Origin of the sequence: Pseudomonas paraeruginosa PA7 (assembly GCF_000017205.1) — a bacterium.
Classification (GTDB): Bacteria; Pseudomonadota; Gammaproteobacteria; order Pseudomonadales; family Pseudomonadaceae; genus Pseudomonas; species Pseudomonas paraeruginosa.
In genome coordinates this window covers 4,738,346-4,755,286 of sequence record NC_009656.1, presented here as the reverse complement: position 1 = coordinate 4,755,286, position 16,941 = coordinate 4,738,346, and the positions used below count along the sequence as shown (strand labels likewise).

General features: G+C 67.1%; 15 protein-coding genes. All 15 read left to right on the top strand.

The genetic code is table 11. The features are described 5' to 3' along the window. Positions 1–21: 21 nt before the first annotated feature. The 15 genes from PSPA7_RS22035 to aruG all read left to right on the top strand — a co-directional run bounded on the left by PSPA7_RS22035 (position 22) and on the right by aruG (position 16,907). A complete protein-coding gene (locus PSPA7_RS22035) occupies positions 22–1,224 on the top strand; it encodes a CaiB/BaiF CoA transferase family protein (RefSeq protein WP_012076948.1) in 1,203 nt (400 codons plus the stop codon). A gap of 10 nt (positions 1,225–1,234) precedes the next feature. After that, positions 1,235–2,062: an HpcH/HpaI aldolase/citrate lyase family protein gene (locus PSPA7_RS22030; protein ID WP_012076947.1), complete on the top strand. Its 828-nt coding sequence runs from the start codon at positions 1,235–1,237 to the stop codon at positions 2,060–2,062. Positions 2,063–2,175: 113 nt separating this feature from the next. Continuing rightward, the gene (locus tag PSPA7_RS22025; protein WP_012076946.1) at positions 2,176–3,171 is read left to right on the top strand and encodes a TRAP transporter substrate-binding protein; all 996 of its coding nucleotides are present in this window, start codon (positions 2,176–2,178) and stop codon (positions 3,169–3,171) included. Between the two features lie 48 nt (positions 3,172–3,219). After that, entirely contained in the window at positions 3,220–3,858 is a 639-nt protein-coding gene (locus PSPA7_RS22020) for a TRAP transporter small permease (RefSeq protein ID WP_033997325.1), read from the top strand. Then, on the top strand, positions 3,855–5,138 hold the full coding sequence (gene dctM, locus PSPA7_RS22015) for a C4-dicarboxylate TRAP transporter large permease protein DctM (protein WP_012076944.1): 1,284 nt from the start codon (positions 3,855–3,857) through the stop codon (positions 5,136–5,138). Before PSPA7_RS22020 ends, dctM begins: the two co-directional genes overlap by 4 nt. Before the next feature lie 179 nt (positions 5,139–5,317). Further along, positions 5,318–7,273, top strand: coding sequence for an acetate--CoA ligase (gene acs / locus PSPA7_RS22010; RefSeq protein ID WP_003154030.1), 1,956 nt, complete (start codon positions 5,318–5,320; stop codon positions 7,271–7,273). Positions 7,274–7,813: 540 nt separating this feature from the next. Further along, positions 7,814–8,593 (top strand): L-arginine-binding protein AotJ, encoded by a 780-nt coding sequence (gene aotJ, locus PSPA7_RS22005; RefSeq protein ID WP_012076943.1) that lies wholly within the window; start codon positions 7,814–7,816, stop codon positions 8,591–8,593. Between the two features lie 118 nt (positions 8,594–8,711). Beyond that, the gene (locus PSPA7_RS22000; RefSeq protein WP_012076942.1) at positions 8,712–9,401 is read left to right on the top strand and encodes an ABC transporter permease; all 690 of its coding nucleotides are present in this window, start codon (positions 8,712–8,714) and stop codon (positions 9,399–9,401) included. 16 nt (positions 9,402–9,417) lie between these two features. Next, positions 9,418–10,116 carry an ABC transporter permease gene (locus PSPA7_RS21995; RefSeq protein WP_003154026.1) on the top strand — a complete coding sequence of 233 codons (699 nt, stop codon included), beginning with the start codon at positions 9,418–9,420 and terminating at the stop codon, positions 10,114–10,116. Positions 10,117–10,129: 13 nt separating this feature from the next. Further along, positions 10,130–11,242 carry a M14 family metallopeptidase gene (locus tag PSPA7_RS21990; RefSeq protein ID WP_012076941.1) on the top strand — a complete coding sequence of 371 codons (1,113 nt, stop codon included), beginning with the start codon at positions 10,130–10,132 and terminating at the stop codon, positions 11,240–11,242. 19 nt (positions 11,243–11,261) lie between these two features. After that, entirely contained in the window at positions 11,262–12,026 is a 765-nt protein-coding gene (aotP, locus tag PSPA7_RS21985; RefSeq protein ID WP_012076940.1) for an arginine/ornithine transport ATP-binding protein AotP, read from the top strand. A 32-nt stretch (positions 12,027–12,058) separates the two neighbouring features. Beyond that, entirely contained in the window at positions 12,059–13,048 is a 990-nt protein-coding gene (argR, locus tag PSPA7_RS21980; RefSeq protein WP_003155533.1) for a transcriptional regulator ArgR, read from the top strand. A gap of 361 nt (positions 13,049–13,409) precedes the next feature. Next, positions 13,410–14,630, top strand: coding sequence for a bifunctional succinylornithine transaminase/acetylornithine aminotransferase (aruC, locus tag PSPA7_RS21975; RefSeq protein ID WP_012076939.1), 1,221 nt, complete (start codon positions 13,410–13,412; stop codon positions 14,628–14,630). A 226-nt stretch (positions 14,631–14,856) separates the two neighbouring features. Further along, positions 14,857–15,873, top strand: a complete 1,017-nt coding sequence (gene aruF, locus PSPA7_RS21970) for an arginine/ornithine succinyltransferase subunit alpha (protein WP_003085950.1) — start codon at positions 14,857–14,859, stop codon at positions 15,871–15,873. Positions 15,874–15,884: 11 nt separating this feature from the next. After that, positions 15,885–16,907 (top strand): arginine N-succinyltransferase subunit beta, encoded by a 1,023-nt coding sequence (aruG, locus tag PSPA7_RS21965; protein ID WP_003156986.1) that lies wholly within the window; start codon positions 15,885–15,887, stop codon positions 16,905–16,907. Positions 16,908–16,941 lie beyond the last annotated feature (34 nt).

Here is a 16,941-nt window from a genome sequence, read left to right as displayed (position 1 = left end):
CGAGGGCAGGGAGCCCGAACCATGACGCAATCCCCCAAGCCGCGCCCGCTCGACGGCATCACCGTGGTCAGCCTGGAGCACGCCATCGCCGCGCCGTTCTGCACCCGCCAACTGGCCGATCTCGGCGCGCGGGTGATCAAGATCGAGCGCCCGGGCGTCGGCGACTTCGCCCGTGGCTACGACGAGCGGGTCAACGGCCTGTCGTCGCACTTCGTCTGGACCAACCGTTCCAAGCAGAGCCTCAGCCTCGACCTCAAGCAGGCCGAGGCGCTGCCATTGCTGGAGAAGCTGCTGGAGGGCGCCGATGTGCTGGTGCAGAACCTCGCGCCGGGCGCCGCGACGCGCCTGGGGCTGTCCTACGAGGCGCTGCGCGAGCGCTTCCCGCGGCTGATCGTCTGCGATATCTCCGGCTACGGCGAAGGCGGTCCCTACGAGAAGAAGAAGGCCTACGACCTGCTGATCCAGAGCGAGGGCGGCTTCCTTTCGGTGACCGGCGGCGCCGGGCCAAACGAGATGGCCAAGGCCGGCTGCTCGATCGCCGACATCGCCGCCGGCATGTACGCCTACAGCGGCATTCTTTCGGCGCTGCTACTGCGTGAACGCACCGGCGAGGGCAGCCGGATCGACGTGTCGATGCTGGAAAGCCTGGTGGAGTGGATGGGCTACCCGATGTACTACGCCTACCAGGACGCGCCGCCACCGCCGCGCGCCGGCGCTTCGCACGCGACCATCTATCCCTACGGGCCGTTCCCTGCCGGCGACGGCGGTACGGTGATGCTCGGCCTGCAGAACGAGCGCGAGTGGCGGGCGTTCTGCGACAAGGTCCTGCGGCAGCCGGAACTGGCCGACGACGAGCGCTTCTCGGCGAACTTCAAGCGTTCGGCCAACCGTGACGCCCTGCGCGCGCTGATCGTCGAGGCCTTCGCCAGCCTGCCGGCCGCCGAGGTGGTGGCGCGCCTGGAACAGGCGCAGATCGCCAATGCCCATGTCAACGACATGGCCGGGGTCTGGGCGCACCCGCAGTTGCAGGCGCGGCAACGCTGGACCTCCATCGACAGCCCGGCCGGGCGCCTGCCGGCATTGTTCCCGCCGGCCAGCAGCAGCGCCTTCGTTCCGCGCATGGATGCGGTGCCGGCGCTGGGCGGCGACAGCGACACGCTGCTTGCCGAACTGGGCTGTACCGCCGCCGATATCCAGCGCCTGCGCGCGACCGGAACGGTATGAGGAGGCGGACATGAACCGACAGATCGTGCGCAGCGCGCTGTTCGTCCCGGCGACCCGCCCGGAACGGATCCCCAAGGCCCTTGCCAGCGGCGCCGACCGAGTCATCGTCGACCTCGAGGATGCGGTGGAGGAGGGACTGAAGGTCGAGGCGCGGGCCAATCTCCGGCGTTTCCTCGTCGATACGCCGGAAGCCCGGGTGCTGGTGCGGATCAACGCGGCGGAGCATCCCGGGCATGCCGACGACCTGGCGCTGTGCCGCGAGCACGCCGGGGTGATCGGCTTGCTCCTGCCGAAGGTGGAGAGTGCCGCCCAGGTACGACACGCCGCGCAGGGCAGCGGCAAGCCGGTCTGGCCCATCGTCGAGAGCGCCCGCGGCCTCGCCGCGCTGGGCGGGATCGCCGCCGCCGAGGGGGTCGAGCGGCTGTCCTTCGGCGCCCTCGACCTGGCCCTGGACCTCGATCTCAACACCGGCAGCAACGCTGCCGAGCAGATCCTCGGCCACGCCCGCTACGCGCTGCTCCTGCAGTCACGCCTGGCAGGCCTGGCGCCGCCGCTGGACGGCGTCTATCCGGCGATCCAGAACCGCGCCGGACTGATCGAGGCCGTGCGCTTCGCTCGCGACATGGGCTTCGGCGGGCTGCTGTGCATCCATCCGGGGCAGGTCGAGCCGATCCACCAGACATTGATGCCGAGTCCCGCGGAACTGGACTGGGCGCGTCGCGTGGCGCAGGCCGGCGCCTGCGGCGCGGGAGTCTTCGTGGTCGATGGCGAGATGGTCGACGCGCCGGTGCTGGGACGCGCACGGCGTTTGCTGGAGCGGGCCGGGGAGGGCGGCTGAGCGCGTTCGACAGACGCGAATGCGGGCTTGTGCAATGGCGAATTCTCCGAACGCGCCAGCTGCGTCAGGCTCGTCGATACCTCGAAAGCACAACAACAATCTGAGGTCACGACATGTTCAAGACGATGGTACGGGCGCTGCTGTGCGCCCTGGCGATCGGTGGCTCCTGCCTGGCGAATGCCGCGCAGCCGATCGTCATCAAGTTTTCCCACGTGGTCGCGGAAAACACGCCCAAGGGCCAGGGTGCGCTGCTGTTCAAGAAACTCGTCGAACAGCGCCTGGCCGGACGGGTCGAGGTGGATGTCTACCCCAACTCCTCGCTATTCGGCGACGGCAAGGAAATGGAGGCGCTGCTGCTGGGCGACGTGCAGATGCTCGCGCCGTCCCTGGCCAAGTTCGAGCAGTACACGCGCAAGGTGCAGATATTCGACCTGCCGTTCCTCTTCGACGACATCCAGGCGGTCGACCGCTTCCAGCGCAGCCCGCAGGGGCGCGGCCTGCTGACCAGCATGCAGGACAAGGGCATCCTCGGCCTGGCCTACTGGCACAACGGCATGAAGCAGCTCTCGGCCAACCGCCCGTTGCTGGAGCCGGAAGACGCGCGCGGCCTGAAGTTCCGCGTGCAGGCGTCCGACGTGCTCAACGAGCAGTTCCGCCAGTTGCGCGCTATCTCCCGGAAGATGTCCTTCGCCGAGGTCTACCAGGGCTTGCAGACCGGCGTGGTGAATGGCACCGAGAACACCTGGTCGAACTACGAGAGCCAGAAGGTCAACGAGGTGCAGAAGTATTTCACCGAGTCCAACCACGGCCTGGTGGACTACATGGTGATCACCAACGCGAAGTTCTGGAACGGCCTGCCGGCGGACATCCGCGAGGAGCTGCAGCGGATCATGGAGGAGGTCACCGCGCAGGTGAACCTCGCGGCCGAGCGCCTCAACCGCGACGCCCGCCAGCGCATCCTCGCCAGCGGCGCCAGCGAGATCCATACCCTGAGCCCGCAGCAGCGCGCCGACTGGCGCCAGGCGATGCAGCCGGTATGGCAGAAATTCCGTGGCAATGTCGGCGCTGACCTGCTCCAGGCCGCCGAAGCCTCCAACCGTCCCGATTGACCCGTCCGGCCCCGCCCGGCCGGGCGGGGCATTGTGGAGAACACCGAAATGAATCGACTCGTGCGCGTCTGCAACCGCTTCGAGGAGGGCGCCATCGCCTTCCTGCTGGCGGCGATGACGCTGGTGACCTTCCTCTATGTGGTGATGACCAACGTCTTCACCCTGTTCTACGACCTCGGCGACCGCCTGCCGCCGCTGCGGGCTCCGCTGTACTCGGTGGGCGACGCGATCCTCGGGGTGGCCCAGGACATGTCCTGGAGCAATGCGCTGACCAGGGCGCTGTTCGCCTGGCTGATCTTCCTCGGCATCGCCTACGGCGTGCGCACTGCCGGTCACCTCGGGGTGGACGCCCTGGTGCGCCTGGCGCCGCGCCCGCTGCAGCGCCTGGTCGGGGTGCTCGCCTGCCTGTGCTGCCTGGGCTACGCCGGGCTGTTCATGATCGCCAGCTACGACTGGGTGAAGACCCTGTTCGTCGCCGGCATCGGCGCCGAGGACCTCGATCACTTCGGCATCCTCCAGGCCTACATCGCGATGGTGGTGCCGCTCGGCTTCGGCCTGGTGCTGCTGCGCTACCTGGAAATCCTGGTCAACCTGCTGCGCGGTCGCCAGCTCGGGCTGGGTCTCGCCGACGAAGCCGCCGAGGCCTCCAAACTGGCCGGCGAAGAGACCGGGGAGTACCGTCCATGACCGTGCTGATCCTGTTCCTGCTGCTGTTCCTGTTCATGTTCATCGGCGTGCCCATCGCCATCTCCCTGGGGCTGTCCGGCGCGCTGACGATCCTGCTGTTCAGCCCGGACTCGGTACGCTCGCTGGCGATCAAGCTGTTCGAGACCTCCGAGGCCTACACGCTACTGGCGATCCCGTTCTTCCTGCTCTCCGGCGCGTTCATGACCACCGGTGGCGTGGCGCGGCGCCTGATCGACTTCGCCAACGCCTGCGTCGGGCACATCCGCGGCGGCCTGGCGATCGCCGCGGTGCTCGCCTGCATGCTGTTCGCCGCGCTGTCCGGCTCGTCGCCGGCGACGGTGGCGGCGGTCGGTTCGATCGCCGTGGCCGGCATGGTGCGCTCCGGCTATCCGCGCGCCTTCGGCGCAGGGATCATCTGCAACGCCGGGACCCTGGGCATCCTCATCCCGCCATCGATCGTGATGGTGGTCTACGCCGCCGCCACCGAGACCTCGGTGGGCAAGCTGTTCGTCGCCGGGGTGGTTCCGGGGCTGCTGCTCGGGGTGATCCTGATGGTGGTGATCTACATCGTCGCGCGGGTCAAGAAGCTGCCGGCGCAGCCGCGCGCCAGTTTCCGCGAGTGGCTGGCCGCCGCGCGCCGCGCCGGCTGGGGCCTGTTGCTGCTGGTGATCATCCTCGGCGGCATCTACTCCGGGCTGTTCACCCCCACCGAGGCGGCGGCGGTGGCGGCGGTGTATTCGGCCTTCGTCGCGCTGTTCGTGTACAAGGACATGCGCCTGCGCGACTGTCCCAAGGTGCTGCTGGAGTCGGGGCGGCTGAGCATCATGCTGATGTTCATCATCGCCAACGCCATGCTCTTCGCCCATGTGTTGACCACCGAGCAGATCCCCCAGCAGATCACCGAATGGGTGGTGCAGGAAGGCCTGACCCCGATCGGCTTCCTGCTGATGGTCAACGTGGTCCTGCTGGTCGCCGGCAGCTTCATGGAGCCCTCGGCGATCGTGCTGATCCTGGCGCCGATCTTCTTCCCCATCGCCATGAAGCTGGGCATCGACCCGATCCACCTGGGCATCGTCATGGTGGTGAACATGGAGATCGGCCTGGTGCACCCGCCGGTGGGCCTCAACCTGTTCGTCACCTCGGCGGTCACCGGTATGCCGCTGGGCGCGACCATCCGCGCGGCGCTGCCGTGGCTGATGATCCTGCTGCTGTTCCTGCTCCTGGTGACCTACGTGCCGCTGATCTCGCTGTGGCTGCCCGGCCTGCTGGGCATGAGCTGAGGCCGGGGCGGGGTGAGTGACGCGCCCCGCCGACCCACGCAAGGCTACGATCGGCGCGGCTTATAGCGACCATAGGTGGTGTCGCGCAGTGGTAAGACCATGGTCGTATGGTTCGTGGAGTGTGCGCTCGCTACAACTGGGCACAACAAAAACAACACTCACGTACCGAGGTTAAAGCCATGTCTGCGGCATCCCTGTACCCCGTGCACCCGGAAGCGGTGGCACGGACCTTCACCGACGAAGCCACCTACAAGACGATGTACCAGCAGTCCGTCGTCAACCCCGACGGCTTCTGGCGCGAACAGGCCCAGCGGATCGACTGGATCAAGCCGTTCGAGAAGGTCAAGCAGACCTCCTTCGACGACCATCACGTGGACATCAAATGGTTCGCCGACGGCACCCTCAACGTGTCGCACAACTGCCTCGACCGTCACCTCGCCGAACGCGGCGACCAGGTGGCGATCATCTGGGAAGGCGACGATCCCGCCGACCACCAGGAAATCACCTACCGCCAGCTCCACGAGCAGGTCTGCAAGTTCGCCAACGCCCTGCGCGGGCAGGACGTGCACCGCGGCGACGTGGTCACCATCTACATGCCGATGATCCCCGAGGCCGTGGTCGCCATGCTCGCCTGCACCCGCATCGGCGCGATCCACTCGGTGGTCTTCGGCGGCTTCTCCCCCGAAGCCCTGGCCGGGCGCATCATCGATTGCAAGTCGAAGGTGGTGATCACCGCCGACGAAGGCGTGCGCGGCGGCAAGCGTACTCCGCTGAAGGCCAACGTCGACGACGCCCTGACCAACCCGGAAACCTCCAGCGTGCAGAAGATCATCGTCTGCAAGCGTACCGGCGCGGAAATCAAGTGGAACCAGCACCGCGACGTCTGGTACGACGACCTGATGAAGGTCGCCGGCAGCACCTGCGCACCGAAGGAAATGGGCGCCGAGGACCCGCTGTTCATCCTCTACACCTCCGGTTCCACCGGCAAGCCGAAGGGCGTGCTGCATACCACCGGCGGCTACCTGGTGTACGCCTCGCTGACCCACGAGCGGGTCTTCGACTACCGTCCGGGGGAAGTCTACTGGTGCACCGCCGACATCGGCTGGGTCACCGGCCACACCTACATCGTCTATGGCCCGCTGGCCAACGGCGCCACCACCATTCTGTTCGAGGGCGTGCCGAACTACCCCGACGTGACCCGCGTGGCGAAGATCATCGACAAGCACAAGGTCAACATCCTCTACACCGCGCCGACCGCGATCCGCGCGATGATGGCCGAGGGCAAGGCGGCGGTGGCCGGTGCCGATGGCTCCAGCCTGCGCCTGCTCGGCTCGGTGGGCGAGCCGATCAACCCGGAAGCCTGGCAGTGGTACTACGAGACCGTCGGCCAGTCGCGCTGCCCGATCGTCGACACCTGGTGGCAGACCGAGACCGGCGCCTGCCTGATGACCCCGCTGCCGGGCGCCCATGCGATGAAGCCGGGCTCCGCGGCCAAGCCGTTCTTCGGCGTGGTGCCGGCGCTGGTGGACAACCTGGGCAACCTGATCGAGGGCGCGGCCGAAGGCAACCTGGTGATCCTCGACTCCTGGCCAGGCCAGGCGCGGACCCTCTACGGCGACCATGATCGCTTCGTCGACACCTACTTCAAGACCTTCAAGGGCATGTACTTCACCGGCGACGGCGCGCGCCGCGACGAGGACGGCTACTACTGGATCACCGGGCGGGTCGACGACGTGCTCAACGTCTCCGGCCACCGCATGGGCACCGCCGAGGTGGAAAGCGCGATGGTCGCCCACCCGAAGGTCGCCGAGGCGGCGGTGGTCGGCATGCAGCACGACATCAAGGGGCAGGGCATCTATGTCTACGTCACCCTCAACTCCGGGGTCGAGCCGAGCGAGGCGCTGCGCCAGGAGCTGAAGCAGTGGGTCCGCCGCGAGATCGGGCCGATCGCCACGCCGGATGTGATCCAGTGGGCGCCGGGCCTGCCGAAGACCCGTTCGGGCAAGATCATGCGGCGCATCCTGCGCAAGATCGCCGCGGCCGAGTACGACACCCTCGGCGACATCTCCACCCTTGCCGATCCGGGCGTGGTCCAGCACCTGATCGAGACCCATCGCTCGATGCAGGCCGCCTGACTCCCGCCTGATCCGAAACGACCCCGCGCGGTGCGAGCTGCGCGGGGTCTTTCATTTGGCGCGGGTCGAGGAGGAGGGCGTGCCGAATGGGCGCGCGCGGGAATGCGTGGGCGGTAACACTTCGGTGATGCGCGCCTGCGCATAATTGGGGCGAGAGGAAACGCCACGCACCGTGAGGGTGCGACACGGGGTAGCAGGCGAAGCGAGTCGGCTCGTCCAAACCGTTGAAGAAGAAGGAATTACCAATTTATGGCTTGAGATTTGCTTTACTCATTGATTACACTTCGCGCTTTCCGGGCACAAATGCAGCTGCCTGTCAATATCGCCGAAAGCCCTCTTCGGTGCTTTTATAATTAGTTGTCGCATTGAAGAAATAACCACTTCCGGCCTGTCGCTAGAATGCCGCTCACCCCAGCTGGCGCCCTTTCCACGAGAAGGCGTCCCTGCGCAAGAGCCGGTGAACACGCATATCCGTCGGCGGCCTGGGCAAGGTTCTATTTCTCCTGCCAATCGATGCTATCCCCTTCGAAGGAGTTCCAGATGAAGAAGCTCGCACTTCTCGGCGCCCTGGCGCTGTCCGTGCTCTCCCTGCCCACTTTCGCCGCCGACAAGCCGGTGCGCATCGGCATCGAGGCGGCCTACCCGCCGTTCTCGCTGAAGACCCCGGATGGCCAGCTGGCAGGCTTCGACGTGGATATCGGCAATGCCCTCTGCGAGGAGATGAAGGTGCAGTGCAAGTGGGTCGAGCAGGAGTTCGACGGCCTGATCCCGGCGCTGAAGGTGCGCAAGATCGACGCCATCCTGTCGTCGATGACCATCACCGACGAGCGCAAGCGCTCGGTGGACTTCACCAACAAGTACTACAACACCCCGGCGCGCTTCGTGATGAAGGAAGGCGCCAGCCTCAACGATCCCAAGGCCGACCTGAAGGGCAGGAAGGCCGGCGTCCTGCGCGGCAGCACCGCCGACCGCTATGCCTCCGGCGAACTGACCCCGGCCGGCGTCGAAGTGGTGCGCTACAACTCCCAGCAGGAGGCCAACATGGACCTGGTGGCCGGTCGTCTCGACGCGGTGGTCGCCGACTCGGTGAATCTCGAGGACGGCTTCCTCAAGACCGACGCCGGCAAGGGCTACGCCTTCGTCGGCCCGCAACTGAACGATGTGAAGTATTTCGGCGAAGGCGTCGGTATTGCCGTGCGCAAGGGCGATAGCGAGCTGGCCGGCAAGTTCAACGCGGCCATCGACGCCCTGCGCGCCAACGGCAAGTACAAGCAGATCCAGGACAAGTACTTCAGCTTCGACGTCTACGGCGCGAACTGACGCTGTCCGTCACAGGTGGCACAAACCTCCGCGACGCCTCGCGCTGTTTGTGCCACTTTTTTATTGAGTGGACGCCCCTGCTTTAGCGCTGCATTAGCTGCATAGAGGTACCGTTTTGATGATCACTGGCTACGGTGCGACCATCGTCGATGGCGCCTGGCTGACTCTCCAGCTGGCCCTGCTTTCCATGCTCCTGGCCATCATGCTCGGCCTGCTCGGCGCGGCCTTCCGCCTGTCGCCGGTGCGCTGGCTGGCCTGGTGCGGCGACCTGTACGCCACGGTGGTACGCGGCATTCCCGACCTGGTGCTGATCCTGCTGATCTTCTACGGTGGCCAGGCCCTGTTGAACTGGGTCGCACCGCAGTTCGGCTACGACGACTACATCGACCTGAATCCCTTCGTCTCCGGCGTCGGCACCCTCGGTTTCATCTTCGGCGCCTATCTTTCGGAGACCTTCCGCGGCGCCTTCATGGCGATCCCCAAGGGCCAGGGCGAGGCCGGCTATGCCTACGGCATGAGTCACCGCCAGGTGTTCTTCCGCGTCCAGGTGCCGCAGATGATCCGCCTGGCGATCCCCGGCTTCACCAACAACTGGCTGGTGCTGGTCAAGGCCACCGCGCTGATTTCCGTGGTCGGCCTGCAGGACATGATGTTCAAGGCCAAGCAGGCTTCCGACGCGACCCGCGAGCCGTTCACCTATTACCTCGCCGTGGCCGGCCTGTACCTGCTGGTGACCAGCGTGTCGCTGCTGTTGCTGCGTCTGCTCGAGCGCCGCTATTCGGTCGGCGTGAAAACCGCGGAACTGTGAATCAAGGGGCCTTGCCGTGATCTTCGATTTCTCTGTCATCTGGGACAGCCTTCCGCTCTATTTCGACGGCCTGCTGGTCACCCTCAGGCTGCTCTCGATCTCCCTCCTGGTCGGTCTGCTGCTGGCGGTGCCGCTGGCGCTGATGCGGGTCTCCAGGCAGCCGCTGGTGAATTTCCCGGCCTGGCTCTACACCTATGTGATCCGCGGCACGCCGATGCTGGTCCAACTGTTCCTGATCTACTACGGCCTGGCGCAGTTCGACGCGGTGCGCGAAAGCGCGCTGTGGCCCTGGTTGTCGAACGCCTCGTTCTGCGCCTGCCTGGCGTTCGCCATCAACACCAGCGCCTATACCGCCGAGATCCTTGCCGGCAGCCTGAAGGCCACGCCCCACGGCGAGATCGAGGCGGCCAAGGCGATGGGCATGTCGCGCCTGCAGATGTACCGCCGCATCCTCCTGCCCTCGGCGCTGCGTCGCGCCCTGCCGCAGTACAGCAACGAGGTGATCATGATGCTGCAGACCACCAGCCTGGCGTCCATCGTCACCCTGGTGGACATCACCGGCGCCGCGCGGAACGTCTACTCGCAGTACTACCTGCCGTTCGAGGCGTTCATCACCGCCGGCCTGTTCTACCTGTGCCTGACCTTCATCCTGGTGCGCCTGTTCAAGCTTGCCGAACGACGCTGGCTGGCCTACCTGGCGCCGCGCAAATCCTGACCCGGAGGACCGCATGGAGCGTATCGATCACCTGCTGCCATGGAGCACCCTGGGAAGCGAGAAGCGCCTGAGCGTGTTCCGCTTCGGCTCCGGCGCGCGCAAGGTCTACATCCAGTCCAGCCTGCACGCCGACGAACTGCCGGGGATGCGCACCGCCTGGGAGCTGAAGCAGCGGTTGCGCCGGCTGGAGGCGGAAGGCCGCCTGCGCGGCACCGTCGAGCTGGTGCCGGTGGCCAATCCGGTCGGTCTCGGGCAGATGATCCAGGCGCTGCACCAGGGGCGCTTCGAGATGAGCAGCGGGCGCAATTTCAACCGCGATTTCCCCGACCTGCTGGACGCGGTGATCGACAGCGCCGGCGAGCGCCTGGGCGACGACCCGCGGGCCAACGTTGCGCTGGTCCGCCAGACCCTGCGCGAGGCGCTGGACGCGCTGCCGCCGGCGACCTCGGAGCTGGACGGCATGCAGCGTCTGCTCTACCGCCATGCCTGCGATGCCGACCTGGTGCTCGATCTGCACTGCGACTTCGAGGCCGCGATTCACCTCTATACCCTGCCGCAGCAGTGGCCGGCCTTCGCCTCCCTGGCCGCGCGCCTGGGCGCCGCCGTCGGGCTGCTCGCCGAGGAGTCCGGCGGCGGCTCGTTCGACGAGGCCTGCTCGGTGCCCTGGCTGCGCCTGTCGCGCCTGTATCCGCGTGCCGCGCTGCCACTGGCCTGCCTGGCGACCACCGTCGAACTGGGTGGCCAGGCCGATACCTCGCCGCAACAGGCCGAGGCCAGCGCCGAGGCGATCCTGGCCTTCCTCGCCGAACAGGGCTTCGTCGAGGGCGAATGGCCGCCAGCGCCCGAGGACTGCTGCGAAGGCCTGCCCTTCGAGGGCACCGAATACGTGCACGCCCCGCATACCGGCGTGGTCAGCTTCCTGCGCCGGCCGGGCGAATGGGTGGAGGCGGGCGAGCCGCTGTTCCAGGTCATCGATCCCCTGGCCGACCGCGCCAGCACGGTGTGCGCCGGGGTGTCCGGCGTGCTTTTCGCCATCGAACGGATGCGCTATGCGCAGCCGGGACTCTGGCTGGCCAAGGTGGCCGGTCGTCAACCGATCCGTCAGGGACGCTTGCTCAGCGACTGATTAGCCGAGAACACACAACATGTACAAACTGGAAGTCCAAGACCTGCACAAGCGCTACGGTAGCCACGAGGTGCTCAAGGGCGTCTCGCTGGCGGCGAAAGCGGGCGACGTGATCAGCATCATCGGCTCGAGCGGTTCCGGCAAGAGCACCTTCCTGCGTTGCATCAACCTGCTGGAGCAGCCGCACGCCGGCAAGATCCTGCTCAACGGCGAGGAGCTGAAGCTGGTGCCCGGCCGCGATGGCGCGCTGAAGGCTGCCGACTCCCGCCAGCTGCAGCGCATGCGCTCGCGCCTGTCGATGGTGTTCCAGCATTTCAACCTGTGGTCGCACATGAGCGCCCTGGAGAACGTCATCGAGGCGCCGGTCCACGTCCTCGGGGTGGCGAAGAAGGAAGCCATCGAGAAGGCCGAGCACTACCTGGCCAAGGTCGGCGTGGCGCACCGCAAGGACGCCTATCCGGCGCACATGAGCGGCGGCGAGCAGCAGCGCGTGGCGATCGCCCGGGCGCTGGCGGTGGAGCCGGAAGTCATGCTGTTCGACGAGCCGACCTCGGCGCTCGACCCCGAACTGGTCGGCGAGGTGCTGAAGGTCATGCAGGACCTGGCGCAGGAAGGCCGCACCATGGTGGTGGTAACCCACGAGATGGGCTTCGCCCGCGAGGTCTCGAACCAGTTGGTGTTCCTCCACAAGGGCCTGGTCGAAGAGCGCGGCTGCCCGAAGGAAGTCCTCGCCAACCCGCAGTCGGACCGCCTCAAGCAGTTCCTCTCCGGCAGCCTCAAGTAACATTCATCGCAGAGGCCGGCTAAGCTGCTCCCATGACTGCCCAACCCCAACGCATCGGTTTCCTCCTCTGGCCCGCCACCCGCGCGCTCACGCTATCGCTCGCCGAGGAAGCCCTGCGGGCGGCCCGCCGGCTGCATCCCGAAGCTCTCTACGAGCCGCTGTTCCTGCTCGCCGAGGCGCCGCCGGAAGAGGAGGGCTGGCGCCTGCCGGGGCTGGCCTGGAACGGCAGGCTGGAGCAGTGCTCGCGGCTGTTCCTGGTCGCCGATGAGGCGCCGGCCGCGGTATCGCCGGCGCTGGGCATGGCGCTCAAGCAACTGGCGCGCTCGGGCACGGCGATCGGCGCGCTGTCCGCCGGCATCTACCCGCTGGCCCAACTGGGCCTGCTCGACGGCTATCGCGCCGCGGTGCACTGGCGCTGGCACGACGACTTCACCGAGCGCTTCCCCAAGGTCATCGCCACCAACCACCTGTTCGAATGGGATCGCGACCGCATGACCGCCTGCGGCGGCATGGCGGTGCTCGACCTGCTGCTGGCGCTGCTGTCCCGCGACCATGGCGCGGAACTGGCCGGCGCGGTCTCGGAGGAACTGGTGGTGGAGCGCATCCGCGAAGGCAACGAGCGCCAGCGCATCCCGCTGAAGAACCGCCTCGGCTCCAGCCATCCGAAGCTGACCCAGGCGGTGCTGCTGATGGAGGCCAACATCGAGGAGCCGCTGACCACCGACGAGATCGCCCAGCACGTCTGTGTCTCGCGGCGCCAGTTGGAGCGTATCTTCAAGCAGTACCTGAACCGCGTGCCCAGCCAGTACTACCTGGAGCTGCGCCTGAACCGCGCGCGGCAGATGCTGATGCAGACCAGCAAGTCGATCATCCAGATCGGCCTGTCCTGCGGTTTCTCTTCCGGACCGCACTTCTCCAGCGCCTACCGCAACTTCTTCGGCGTCACGCCGCGCGAGGACCGCAACCAGCGGCGCGGCGGCAGCGCCTTCGACTCGACCTTCACCCCGGTCGAGCGCGGCTGAGTCGCGCTGCGCCGGCGCTGAAGGTGCTGGCCAGGGCATAGGCCGGTTCCGCCTGCCGGCGCAGACGGCCTCCCCTCCCGAGGCCGCCGCACGAAGCCACGACCAGGCGTCGCTCGATCCGCGTTCCTGTCCCGGCTTTTCCCGCGGCTTTGCGGCGCGCTGGCCGGCGCAGAAGAAGCATGCACCCGGAGGCATCGCGCGTTTACACTGCGCCTTCCCGATGCTTTCTGTCGCATTTCCGAAAGCCGCGGAAATTCCCGGGTTGGCGCTATAACAAGTTGTCGCATGGCGGCAATGCCGGCCCGGTTCCAATCCCTACAATCCTTTCATCGATAGCCGCCTTCAGGCAGGAGAAACACCGATGTCCGCTCCCCATGCGCAGGTAGAACGTGCCGACTTCGACCGGTATATGGTCCCCAACTACGCCCCCGCCGCTTTCATCCCGGTGCGAGGCGAGGGATCGCGCGTCTGGGACCAGAGCGGTCGCGAGCTGATCGACTTCGCCGGCGGCATCGCCGTGACCTCCCTCGGCCATGCGCATCCGGCGCTGGTCAAGGCGCTCACCGAGCAGGCCCAGCGCATCTGGCACGTTTCCAACGTCTTCACCAACGAGCCGGCGCTGCGCCTGGCGCGCAAGCTGGTGGATGCCACCTTCGCCGAGCGGGTGTTCCTCGCCAACTCCGGCGCCGAGGCCAACGAGGCGGCCTTCAAGCTGGCCCGTCGCTATGCCAGCGACGTCTACGGCCCGCAGAAGTACGAGATCATCGCCGCCAGCAACAGCTTCCACGGGCGCACCCTGTTCACCGTCAACGTCGGTGGCCAGCCGAAGTATTCCGATGGCTTCGGGCCGAAGTTCGAAGGCATCACCCACGTCCCCTACAACGACCTCGAGGCGCTGAGGGCGGCGATCTCCGACAAGACCTGCGCCGTGGTCCTGGAACCGATCCAGGGCGAGGGCGGCGTGCTGCCGGCGCAGCAGGCCTACCTGGAAGGTGCGCGCAAACTGTGCGACGAGCACAACGCGCTGCTGGTCTTCGACGAGGTGCAGAGCGGCATGGGCCGCATCGGCGAGCTGTTCGCCTACATGCACTACGGCGTGGTCCCGGACATCCTTTCCAGCGCCAAGAGCCTGGGCGGCGGCTTCCCTATCGGTGCGATGCTGACCACCAGCGAGATCGCCAAGCACCTGTCGGTCGGCACCCACGGCACCACCTACGGCGGCAACCCCCTGGCCTCGGCGGTGGCCGAGGCGGCGCTGGACGTGATCAATACCCCGGAAGTGCTGGACGGCGTGAAGGCCAAGCATGAGCGCTTCAAGTCCCGCCTGCAGAAGATCGGCCAGGAGTACGGCATCTTCGGCGAGATCCGTGGCATGGGCCTGCTGATCGGCGCGGCGCTGACCGAGGAGTGGAAAGGCAAGGCCCGCGACGTGCTCAACGCCGCCGAGAAGGAGGCGGTGATGGTGCTCCAGGCCAGCCCCGACGTGGTCCGCTTCGCGCCGAGCCTGGTGATCGACGACGCCGAGATCGACGAAGGCCTGGAGCGCTTCGAGCGCGCCGTGGCCAAGCTGGTCCGCGGCTGAGCCGGACCCTGGCGTCCCGCTGGAGGCCGGGACCCCCGGTCGTGACGCCCCGGGTGGTCCGCACGGGCCCCGGGCGTGCCGGTCCCGGCCTGCGCCGGGGCCGTGAAGCGTGCCGTGCGCGGTGCGCCTACTTCCCTGCTGGATGATCGACCCCGTGGCACAGGATGGTGCCGCGATCCCGCGCATGGATGCAGCAATCATCGTTGTCTGAGAAAGGAGTGACGCCATGTTGGTGATGCGCCCCGCCCAAGCGGCCGACCTGCCACAGGTGCAGCGTCTGGCGGCGGACAGCCCGGTGGGCGTCACGTCCTTGCCGGATGACGCCGAACGCCTGCGCGACAAGATCCTCGCCTCCGAGGCCTCGTTCGCCGCGGAAGTGAGCTACAACGGCGAGGAAAGCTATTTCTTCGTCCTCGAGGACAGCGCCAGCGGCGAGCTGGTCGGCTGCTCGGCGATCGTCGCCTCGGCCGGCTTCTCCGAGCCGTTCTACAGCTTCCGCAACGAAACCTTCGTGCACGCCTCGCGCTCGCTGTCGATCCACAACAAGATCCATGTCCTCTCGCTGTGCCACGACCTTACCGGCAACAGCCTGCTGACCAGCTTCTACGTGCAGCGCGACCTGGTGCAGAGCGTCTACGCCGAACTCAACTCGCGCGGCCGCCTGCTGTTCATGGCCAGCCATCCGGAGCGCTTCGCCGACGCGGTGGTGGTAGAGATCGTCGGCTACAGCGACGAGCAGGGCGAATCGCCGTTCTGGAACGCGGTCGGGCGCAATTTCTTCGACCTCAACTACATCGAGGCGGAAAAGCTCTCCGGGCTGAAGAGCCGGACCTTCCTCGCCGAGCTGATGCCGCATTACCCGATCTACGTGCCGCTGTTGCCGGACGCCGCCCAGGAATCCATGGGCCAGGTCCACCCGCGAGCGCAGATCACCTTCGACATCCTGATGCGCGAAGGCTTCGAGACCGACAACTACATCGATATCTTCGATGGCGGCCCGACCCTGCACGCGCGTACCTCGGGGATCCGCTCGATCGCCCAGAGCCGGGTGGTGCCGGTGAAGATCGGCGAGGCGCCGAAGAGCGGTCGCCCCTACCTGGTCACCAACGGCCAGCTCCAGGACTTCCGCGCGGTCGTGCTGGACCTGGATTGGGCGCCCGGCAAGCCGGTGGCCCTGAGTGTTGAAGCCGCCGAGGCCCTGGGCGTCGGCGAAGGCGCCAGCGTGCGCCTGGTTGCGGTCTGAAGGAGCCCGACATGATCGTACGTCCCGTCACCAGCGCCGACCTGCCGGCCCTGATCGAGCTGGCGCGCAGCACCGGCACCGGCCTGACCACCCTGCCGGCCAACGAACAGCGCCTGCAGCATCGCGTCAGCTGGGCCGAGAAGGCCTTCCGCGGCGAGGCCGAACGCGGCGACGCCGACTACCTGTTCGTCCTCGAGGACGACGCCGGCAAGGTCGTCGGCATCTCCGCCATCGCCGGAGCGGTGGGACTTCGCGAACCCTGGTACAACTACCGGGTCGGCCTCACCGTGAGCGCTTCGCAGGAACTCGACATCCACCGCGAGATCCCCACGCTGTTCCTGGCCAACGACCTGACCGGCAATTCCGAGCTGTGCTCGCTGTTCCTCCACGCCGACCACCGCAGCGGCCTCAACGGCAAGCTGCTGTCGCGCGCGCGCTTCCTGTTCATCGCCGAATTCCGCCACCTGTTCGGCGACAAGCTGATCGCCGAGATGCGCGGCATGTCCGACGAGGCAGGGCGTTCACCGTTCTGGGAAAGCCTCGGCCGGCACTTCTTCAAGATGGAGTTCTCCCAGGCCGACTACCTCACCGGGGTCGGCAACAAGGCCTTCATCGCCGAGCTGATGCCGAAGTTCCCGCTCTACACCTGCTTCCTCTCCGAGGAGGCGCGCGGGGTGATCGGCCGCGTCCACCCGAACACCGAGCCGGCGCTGGCGATGCTCAAGGCCGAGGGCTTCAGCTACCAGGGCTACGTCGACATCTTCGACGCCGGCCCGGCGATCGAGGCCGAGACCGACAAGATCCGCGCCATCGCCGAGAGCCAGAACCTGGTGCTGGCGGTGGGCACCCCCGGCGATGACGCCGAGCCATACCTGATCCACAACCGCAAGCGCGAGGATTGCCGTATCACCGCCGCGCCGGCGCGGGCCGCCGCCGGCACCCTGGTGGTCGATCCGCTGACCGCCAGGCGCTTGCGCCTGGCAGCCGGGGCCTCGGTGCGCGCGGTGCCGCTGTCGGCGCAGAAGCGCGGTTGAAAGCCTGATGCAGGCGCCCCGGCGAGGGCGCCCG

Excerpts from the sequence above, each read along its gene's own strand:
- PSPA7_RS22035 (WP_012076948.1), top strand. The coding sequence starts at position 22 with ATGACGCAATCCCCCAAGCCGCGCCCGCTCGACGGCATCACCGTGGTC.
- PSPA7_RS22030 (WP_012076947.1), top strand. The coding sequence starts at position 1,235 with ATGAACCGACAGATCGTGCGCAGCGCGCTGTTCGTCCCGGCGACCCGC.
- PSPA7_RS22025 (WP_012076946.1), top strand. The coding sequence starts at position 2,176 with ATGTTCAAGACGATGGTACGGGCGCTGCTGTGCGCCCTGGCGATCGGT.
- PSPA7_RS22020 (WP_033997325.1), top strand. The coding sequence starts at position 3,220 with ATGAATCGACTCGTGCGCGTCTGCAACCGCTTCGAGGAGGGCGCCATC.
- dctM (WP_012076944.1), top strand. The coding sequence starts at position 3,855 with ATGACCGTGCTGATCCTGTTCCTGCTGCTGTTCCTGTTCATGTTCATC.
- acs (WP_003154030.1), top strand. The coding sequence starts at position 5,318 with ATGTCTGCGGCATCCCTGTACCCCGTGCACCCGGAAGCGGTGGCACGG.
- aotJ (WP_012076943.1), top strand. The coding sequence starts at position 7,814 with ATGAAGAAGCTCGCACTTCTCGGCGCCCTGGCGCTGTCCGTGCTCTCC.
- PSPA7_RS22000 (WP_012076942.1), top strand. The coding sequence starts at position 8,712 with ATGATCACTGGCTACGGTGCGACCATCGTCGATGGCGCCTGGCTGACT.
- PSPA7_RS21990 (WP_012076941.1), top strand. The coding sequence starts at position 10,130 with ATGGAGCGTATCGATCACCTGCTGCCATGGAGCACCCTGGGAAGCGAG.
- aotP (WP_012076940.1), top strand. The coding sequence starts at position 11,262 with ATGTACAAACTGGAAGTCCAAGACCTGCACAAGCGCTACGGTAGCCAC.
- argR (WP_003155533.1), top strand. The coding sequence starts at position 12,059 with ATGACTGCCCAACCCCAACGCATCGGTTTCCTCCTCTGGCCCGCCACC.
- aruC (WP_012076939.1), top strand. The coding sequence starts at position 13,410 with ATGTCCGCTCCCCATGCGCAGGTAGAACGTGCCGACTTCGACCGGTAT.
- aruF (WP_003085950.1), top strand. The coding sequence starts at position 14,857 with ATGTTGGTGATGCGCCCCGCCCAAGCGGCCGACCTGCCACAGGTGCAG.
- aruG (WP_003156986.1), top strand. The coding sequence starts at position 15,885 with ATGATCGTACGTCCCGTCACCAGCGCCGACCTGCCGGCCCTGATCGAG.